The sequence below is a fragment of the Pseudomonas sp. genome, from assembly GCF_037994325.1.
Taxonomy (GTDB): Bacteria; Pseudomonadota; Gammaproteobacteria; order Pseudomonadales; family Pseudomonadaceae; genus Aquipseudomonas.
In genome coordinates this window covers 1-8,115 of sequence record NZ_JBBNAH010000285.1, presented here as the reverse complement: position 1 = coordinate 8,115, position 8,115 = coordinate 1, and the positions used below count along the sequence as shown (strand labels likewise).

8 protein-coding genes and 1 pseudogene are annotated in these 8,115 nt (G+C 60.7%); 1 reads left to right on the top strand and 8 read right to left on the bottom strand.

Annotated features, from left to right (window positions below; translation table 11 throughout):
* Positions 1–219: 219 nt before the first annotated feature.
* From AAAB16_RS09595 to AAAB16_RS09565, 7 genes are all read right to left on the bottom strand, one after another.
* Positions 220–543, bottom strand: coding sequence for a DUF3325 domain-containing protein (locus AAAB16_RS09595; RefSeq protein ID WP_340663126.1), 324 nt, complete (start codon positions 541–543; stop codon positions 220–222).
* Positions 543–2,114, bottom strand: coding sequence for a PepSY domain-containing protein (locus AAAB16_RS09590; RefSeq protein WP_340663125.1), 1,572 nt, complete (start codon positions 2,112–2,114; stop codon positions 543–545). The genes AAAB16_RS09595 and AAAB16_RS09590 overlap by 1 nt, the downstream gene beginning before the upstream one ends.
* Positions 2,111–2,380: a DUF3649 domain-containing protein gene (locus AAAB16_RS09585; protein WP_340663127.1), complete on the bottom strand. Its 270-nt coding sequence runs from the start codon at positions 2,378–2,380 to the stop codon at positions 2,111–2,113. Before AAAB16_RS09585 ends, AAAB16_RS09590 begins: the two co-directional genes overlap by 4 nt.
* 79 nt (positions 2,381–2,459) lie before the next feature.
* Entirely contained in the window at positions 2,460–4,892 is a 2,433-nt protein-coding gene (locus AAAB16_RS09580) for a TonB-dependent siderophore receptor (protein ID WP_340663124.1), read from the bottom strand.
* Positions 4,893–5,121: 229 nt separating this feature from the next.
* Positions 5,122–6,069, bottom strand: coding sequence for a FecR domain-containing protein (locus AAAB16_RS09575; protein WP_340663123.1), 948 nt, complete (start codon positions 6,067–6,069; stop codon positions 5,122–5,124).
* Positions 6,066–6,572: a sigma-70 family RNA polymerase sigma factor gene (locus tag AAAB16_RS09570; RefSeq protein ID WP_340663122.1), complete on the bottom strand. Its 507-nt coding sequence runs from the start codon at positions 6,570–6,572 to the stop codon at positions 6,066–6,068. Before AAAB16_RS09570 ends, AAAB16_RS09575 begins: the two co-directional genes overlap by 4 nt.
* Before the next feature lie 113 nt (positions 6,573–6,685).
* Positions 6,686–6,973: a DUF3509 domain-containing protein gene (locus tag AAAB16_RS09565; protein WP_340663121.1), complete on the bottom strand. Its 288-nt coding sequence runs from the start codon at positions 6,971–6,973 to the stop codon at positions 6,686–6,688.
* Positions 6,974–7,464: 491 nt separating this feature from the next.
* Here AAAB16_RS09565 and AAAB16_RS09560 point away from each other — a divergent pair.
* Positions 7,465–7,674 (top strand): annotated as a pseudogene (locus AAAB16_RS09560) (DUF3509 domain-containing protein); the annotation flags it as partial.
* Between the two features lie 44 nt (positions 7,675–7,718).
* On the opposite strand, the gene AAAB16_RS09555 reads toward AAAB16_RS09560, so the two are convergent.
* The coding region (locus AAAB16_RS09555; RefSeq protein WP_340663120.1) for a phosphate-starvation-inducible PsiE family protein at positions 7,719–8,115 on the bottom strand (397 nt) is incomplete at its 5' end.

Below are 8,115 nucleotides of genomic sequence, written 5' to 3'. Positions count from 1 at the left end.
AGGTAAGACGATGGAGCGGCAATCGCGCATGCCTTGCGATTCTGGATTCCCGCCGGCGCGGGAATGACGGGGTTCTATAACGCACACCGTCGTCCCCGCGAAGGCGGGGATCCAGTATGTCGAATAGGACAGTGATCTGCTGCGCGCCGCCCCCGCTCGCCTGGAGACTCTGGGGCCCGATCGTCGAACCGCCGCCTGCGCGGGACGACGGGGGCCGGGTTATGCCAACAACGCCAACAACCCACTCAGCGGCAACAGGCCACTGAGCGGCAGCACCCAGTGGCTGCGCCAGGCCATCACTAAGCCCAGGGTCAAGCCAGCGAGCATCAGTTGCAGCAGGCCGGTGATGATGCCCAGTTCCACGGTCAGCGCGACCATATTCAAGGTAAAGGCCAAGCTCAGCAGCAGCACCGCAATCAGGCGCAAACCACGGGTTCGCGCTAGCGAAGGCGCGCCGCTGAGCAGCACTTTGTGGTGCCGGGACATGGCCAGGCACAGGGCTGTCATGCCCAGGTAGTTAAGGCCGAACGCCAGTAGCAACATCAGACGCTCTCCTCTACCAGTTCTTCCCGACGGGCACGTTTGCTCCGCGCCGGCGCTTGCTCTTTGGCCTTGGCCGGCCACCAGGCCAGTTTGGCGCAGAGCAGACCGACGGCGAAAATAGTCAGGTCGACGCCCGCCAGGCGCCAGTCGCCGCGGGCAATCGCCGCGCTTAGCGCGCCGGCAGGCCCGGTGAGCACGTCCAGCGCGGGCAGGCCCAGGGCCAATACCGCGCCGACGGCATACAGATCACGCCCCACCTTGCCGCTGTTGCGCCGCGCAATCGCCCACAGCGCCACGGCCACCCACACGCCAATAAACACATAGGCTTCCCAATGCGAGCGCAGGTTAACGGTCGACGGAATCAGCCGGTTGCCGTACAGCAGCCCCAGGCTGGCAATCGGCAAGCCGCCGAGCACCGCGCCGTTCATGGCGCGGACAAAGCCGATGCCCCAACCACCTTTGGCTTCACGCTTGCGCAGCCACACTTGCAGGCCACCGGCGACCATGGCGCAGCCCATCAGCCCCAGGCCCAGGTACAGCCAGCGGACAATGGCACCGCCGAACTGAGCCATATGCACGTTGGTGAGCCAGGCATAGGCGGTGTAGCCCGGTTTGTACGGCTTTTGTTCATGCAAAAAGGCGCCGGTAGTGGCGTCGTAGGACATGATCCACTGGAAGTCGACCACCCGTGAGCGGTCGTAACGACGAATATCCACCACAGCGCCTTTGTCGCCTGGGTGATGCACGCTGATCCAGCCGGTTTCGCCGCCGCCCCAACGGGTTTTGGCGTCTGCAATCAAGCGGTCGATGGACACCGCGTGGTCGGTTCGGCGTTTAAGCTCTTCCCGACCAAACTGGCCCTGCACTTCGGAGAACATCTTTTCGATGTCGCCCTTGTAGCCGACCTTGAGCCCCGCCGGCATATAGAAGCTGACGAAAATCGCCAGGCCGGTGTAGGCAATCAGCAGGTGGAACGGCAGACCGACTACGCCAAACAGGTTGTGCGCATCCAGCCAGGCCCGCTGGCCATTAGCGTCGGGGCGCAGGGTAAAGAAGTCTTTAAAGATGCGCCTGTGAATGATGATGCCGCTGACCAGCGCCACCAGCATAAACATGCCGGCAATGGCGACGATGTACATGCCGAGCATGCCGCCAAACAGGTTGTAGTGCAGGGTGAACCAAAAGGTGCCGCCCAGGGTTTCCGGCAGTGCCTCGCCGGTTTGCGGGTCGAGGGCAAAGCTGACGAAGGGCTCCAGCTCGTTTTGCGGCTCGTAACCGGCATGCCAGTAGGGTTGGCGATCGTCAGGTGGGCGCATCCAGATCGCGTGCGGCGGTTTCGGCGCTTTGGCCAGCAGCCAGGCGCTGACTTGGTCGGCACTTAGCTTGGTTTCGCCGACCTCGTGCAGGCCGGGGCGCATCCACACTTCCAGCTCTTTGTCGAAGCAGGCGATGCTGCCGCCAAACAGGATCACAAACAGCAACCAGGACGGCAGCAAGCCACCCCAGGTGTGCAGCCCAGCCATGGCTTGGCGCAGGCTTTTGCTTTTTTTTGTGTTATCCACCGTGCTCATCGCCGTGCTCCAAAATCACCGGCCACATAGGCGGCCACACCCAACACCAGGCTGAGCCCCACCAATACCAACCACGCCCGCGTCGCCGAGCGCGCGGCAAAGGCGTAGATAATGGCCGCCACGTAGACGAAAAAGCTCGCCAGGCTGGCAAACACCACGCGGTCGCTGCGCACCAACGGCAAGTACACCGTCAGAAACATGGTGCTGGTGTAGGCCAGGCCATAGCCGGCAAAAATGGCCGCGATAATGCGCGACGCCGTGGCCAGGCCCGGCGAGGAACGCCAGGGCTTGGCAGCGGTTTTGGTAGAGATAGCGTTACTCACGGGACTCCTTTATTGCCCAGCGTTACCAGTCATAGGTAGCGCTCGCCGTTACCGTGCGCCCGTAGCCGTAGTAGCAGGCCTGTTCGGTGCACGAGCTGTAGTATTCCTTGTCAGCCAGGTTGCTGGCGTTTACCGCCAGTTTCAGGCCGTCGATTTGGTAATGCACACTGGCGTCAAACAACGTGTAGCCGCCAGTTTCCACGGTGATGATGCGCGGGCCGTACAAGCCAAACAGGGCGTTGCGGCCGGTGTACGAACTCTCGCCGGTGTACCGTGCGCCAAAGCCTACGCCCAGGCCGGCCAGCACACCGCTGGGCTGGGTGTAGTCCAACCAGGCACCGGCCGAGTCTCGCGGTACGTATTGCAGGCGAGCGTCCTGTTCCCAGGGATTCACGCTTTTCTGGATGCGCGCGTCGGTGCGGCTGTAGTTGGCGGTCAGGTCCAGGCCTTCAGCCAGGCTGGCCAGCGCTTCAATCTCAAACCCTTTACTGCGCACTTCACCGATCTGGCGAATGTCGGTGGGGTTGTTGGGGTTGGTGCTGACCACGTTCTGTTTGGTGATATCGAAGTACGCCAGGGTGATAAAGCTGCGCCCGCCGTCTGGCTGGTACTTGATGCCGGCTTCGTATTGCTTGCCGGTTTCTGGCTCGAACGGCTTGCCGGTTACCGGGTCGCTGGAGCTGGTGGGGTTAAATGACTCGCTGTAGCTGACGTAGGGCGCCAGGCCGTTATCGGCGACATAGACCAGGCCGACACGGCCGGTAAACGCTTCGTCATCACGGGCACTGCTGCTGCCGTTGAGGTTGTTATCGCTGTCACTTTTGGCGATGTCGTAACGCCCGCCGAGCAGCAGATTCCAGTGTTCGTCGAACTTGATCTGGTCTTGGGCGTAGAAGCCGGTTTGCCGCCGCATGATGTCGTTGTCAGCATCTTTGGCGGGCAGCGGCACGTTGAGGCCGTACTGCGGGTTGTACAGGTCCAGGGTTGGGCCGGTGCCCAGGCGGCTGATTTCGTGGTTGTCCAGGCGGCGCCAGTCGTTGCCCAGCAGCAGGTCGTGGCTGAGTGGGCCGGTGGTGAAGTTGGCTTCGGCTTGGTTATCCAGCGACCAGGCGTTGAACTGTTCGTCTTTGACGTTGGAGGTGCGCGTCAGGGTGCGGCCGTCGAAGCGCACGCCGTTGTTGTTCAGGTAGCGGTAGTCGTAATTCATGTTTTCGTAGCGCAGGTTCTGGCGCAGCGACCACACGTCATTGAGGCGATGGGACAGCTCGTAGCCGAGCGAGGCATGGGTGCGTTCGAACTTGTTGAAGTTCGGGTCACCTTCGTAGAAATCACGGTCACGGTTGCCGCGCAGGCGGAAGGCTTGTACCAGCTCGGGGGCGAAAGCGCGGCTGAAGGCGAAGTCGCCGTCGTCTTTCTGATAGGTGGCCAGCACGGTCAACTCAGTGTCGTCGTTTGGCCGCCAGGTCAGGGTCGGGGCAAAGGCTTGGCGGCGGTTGTCGGTTTTGTCGACCTGGCCGTTCATGTCATTGCCAAGCATGGTCACGCGATAGGCCAAGGTGCCTTGGTCGTCCAGCGGGCCGCCGAAGTCTGCGGCTAGTTCACCAAGGTCATGGCTGCCGGCGCGCACGCTGACTTCATGCAAGGGGGTATCCGGCGCCCGTTTGCTCACCAGATTGATCACCCCGCCCGGCTCGCTTTGGCCGTACAGCACCGACGCTGGGCCGCGCAGCACTTCAACGCGTTCGAGCAAATAGGTATCGGGGCGCATGATGCCGTAGGTGCTGCGCGCCAGCGGCAGGCCGTTGACGAAGGTGGAGCTCTTGGAGTCGAAGCCGCGCAGGCTCATCCAGTCGTAACGCGGGTCGTAACCGTAGGGCACGCTGACGTTGGGGGTATAACGCAGGGCTTCTTCCACGGTGGTCACGGCGCGGGCGTCCATCTGCTCGCGGCTGACCACGGAAATGGATTGCGGGGTTTCCAGAATCGAGGCGTCGGTTTTGGTGCCGACCCGGGTGCGTTTGGCAACATAACTGCCCACCGGGCCGACGGCGGAGTCGACCTGGCTGCTGCTGTTGATGTTGATCTCGCCCAATTCCACCTGACCGTCCTTTAATACCGGTGCCTGTTCAATACGAAAACTGCCATCCGCCGACTGCACCGCGCGTAACCCCGAACCTACCAGCAACTGGGCAAACCCCTGCTGCACCGGGTATTCACCCTTGAGGCCGGCACTGCTGCGCCCGGCGGTGAGCTGCGGGTCGAAGCTGAGCAATACGCCGGCACGCTGAGCGAAGGTGTTCAAAGCGCTGTCCAGCGAACCCGCGGGAATCTGGTAGTCCTGGGTCGCCGACGCCGCACTGACCACAGCGGGCAACACCGCCAGCGGCAGGCTGGCGCTAAGCAATGCCACGCGCACGGCGCGGGCCAGGGAATGGGTCGTGCTGAAAACGGCCATGAACAAATCCTTCGGCTAGAAAAAGTGGTTAGCGGAAGGGAGGCCGTGCGAATCCGAAAAACCTGCAGAACTTTTTGCGAATTATTTACATCGGCGAGGAAATTGCAATCAAACCGTGAGCAAATGGGTGGTTACAGTTGTAACAGACGGGTTCGCTGCACTCGGCATTGCCCGTAGGGTGTGCTGTACGCACCACGGCATAACCACGCCAATCGCGGGTGCGCACACCCTACGTCGGCGCCAGCGTCACCCACCAACGGGTGCGATACACCACTTGCACGGGCAACGTCCTGGCCACTGCTTGCAAGGCTCGCTCGCTGTCATCCAAGGGAAATACGCCGGAGATCCGTAGCTCGGCCACCGCTGGGTCACAGCGCAACACACCTTGGCGCTGGCGATTAAGCTCGGCGGTGAAATCGCCCAAGCGCATTTCGCGGGCCACCAGCACGCCGTCGATCCAACTGCTGCGCTCGTTATTGGCCGTTTGCAGCGGCTGCACACCGTCGGCGCTAAAGCGCGCTTGAAAGCCCTGGTTGACCACACTGGCGTTGGCGCCATTGCCGGGGTGCACTTCCACCGCGCCGGCATACACCGCCAGGTCGCACAGCTGGCCCTGCTCACGCACCAGAAAGCGCGTGCCGAGGGCGCGCAAACGGCCTTGCGCGGTGCTGACCCAAAACAGCCGGCGTTGTGCGTCGGCGGCGGTCTCGATAAAGATTTCGCCTTGGTACAGTTGGATCAGCCGCTGCTCGCTGCTGTACTGGATATCCACCGCCGTACTGGCGTTCAAGTGCAGGCGGCCGCCGTCGGGCAAAGTGATTTTGCGCCGCTCACCGACGCCCGTGCGCAGGTCCGCCAGCCAGGGTTGCAGGCCGCTGCCGTGGCTGGCGATTACGCCGGTACCGCCGGCAGCAATCAGCAGCGCCAAGGCTTTCAGCGCACGGCGGCGTTGTGGATCATGGCGCGCACCATCAAGCGTGGCGTGACCGATGCCGGGAGTGATCGCAGCAAAGCGACCGCCCAGGGCATCCAGCCGCTGCCAGGCCAGTTCGTTATCCGGATGCTGCGCACGCCAGTGCTGGCAGGCACTGATTTCCTGCGCCGCACAGGTGCCAGAGGCCAAGCGCACGCGCCAGGCAATGGCTTGCTCAACCACGGCCATATTCAGCGCAGTCATAGGTACAGGGCCTTGTAGCAATGGCTGAAGGCCTGGGTCATATATTGCTGGATGGAGCTGATGGACAAGCCCATGCGCTCGGCAATCTGTGGATACGTCAGGCCATCGAGTTGCGACAGCAGAAACGCCTCACGCACCCGCGGCTTAAGGCCGCCGAGCAGGCGGTCGATTTCGATCAGGGTTTCCAACACCACCGCGCGGGTTTCCGGCGAGGGCACTTCCTGTTCCGGCAAATTGGCCAGCGCATCGAGGTAAGAACGCTCCAGGCTGGCGCGGCGGTAGTGGTCAATCAGCAAGCCACGGGCAATGGTCGCCAGAAAAGCACGCGGCTCGCGCAGCTCTTTGCTTTCGCGCTGCATAAGCACGCGCACAAAGGTGTCCTGCGCCAGGTCGGCGGCGTTGTGCGGGCAGTCAGTGCGTTGCCGCAGCCAGCCGTTTAGCCACCGGTGATGGTCGTGATAAAGCGCAGAAAGAAAGGAGGAAAACGCAGATTGAGCCGGCACAGCACTTACCTGAATGGGCGACAGGTTCTTAAATGCGAATATATGTCATCTAAGATACAGAGTCACGAACCCCATTCAGGGCATCTCATTATTTTTCCTGGAAAGCCCTGCAATCAGATGCGCTGCTCGCTTTCCAGCACTTCATTGGCCGCCGGGCTGAGCTTGCCCAGGCACGATAAACCGCGCCCTTGGTCAATGGCCAAGCCAAAACGAATGCTGGTGATCACTTGTTCAAGCTTCTCCACATCCGCCAACTGATCGCTGCTCAGCATACGCTGCGCCACGCGACCTTTGTCGTTGGACAGGGACAACATCGCGCTGCCATCCGGGCTGCCGATGCTAAAACGCACCAGAAACTCATCCTTAAAGGAGTCGCTGACGTATTTGAAGGGATTAACCATGGCCTCATACCTCGGTTTGTTCAGTTCTCTGGCTATTCCCTTCGCAAGTCGGGGGCCAACTTTGTATCCAATACGACAAGCGGTCGTGAATGAAAGGCTAAGTGTCGTTATCCATCCGACTGGGCAGTTCTGATTTGGGTTCAGCCATCTTTTCACCCGTTATTTCACACAGCCGTTTAAGCGAAAAGTGCACCGCAAACAACCACTTGCCCCGTTAACGGGCAATACAACTCAGGGCCATTAATAGGCCAGCAAAGGCTGTTGCAATAATTGCACAGGGAAAGCTGGAGGTTTTTTGCTGGGCGGCTACGCTGTTTAGCGGTGTCGCAAAACTTCTTGTCCGAAGGCTAGAACTTTGTACGAGCGCGACCGGTCAACAACCAAGACTTGAATAACAAGACTTGCCTAACTGGTGTGCAAACCAGGCTGTTTTTAACTACCTGCCACTGCCAAGTTGTATTCAGCCCTATTTAGCAAACAGGTAATGGACTATGCACAATCCCTTTCAGTTACTGACCGAAGCGTTCCACCCGCAATACCGCGTCAACCTGAGCATCGAGCGGCTCGATGGCAGCATCATGTTGACCTTGTCAGAAGAGCAGACAGTAGTGGCCAAACGGCTGATCAGCCCGGCCCAGCGCAATGACGAAAAACGGCTACGCAACGTGATCCGCTCCCTGCAGCAACGCATTGAGCTGGAACACGCCGCGGTTTAGTTAGCCATCGCTACGCAAAAGCACAGCGCCTAGTCGGTGTCCGCTGCCTCGGCTTCGGTCGGTCGCGAGGACGAAGCGCTTTCGCTTTTGGTCTTGCTTGGCGTCACCGAGGGGAAATTCGACGACGCATAGCGCACCACCAGAATCGCCAGGGCCAACAGCAAGATCGCGCCCGACACATACACCACGCCCATATCCGGACTTTGATGATGTGACACATCAGAGATCAGGAGCCGTGTCAGCGCCGTAATCGCCACGTAAATCAGAAAGCGCACCGGCATATGGTTGGTCTTGAAGTAGATGCCGACCATGGCGCCCAACTCCAGGTAGATAAACAACAGCAGAATGTCGTCCACCGTGATGTGGCCTTTCTCGATCATCTGCAAAAACGCCGTTACCGCCGCCCACGCCGTGATGCCGCCGATG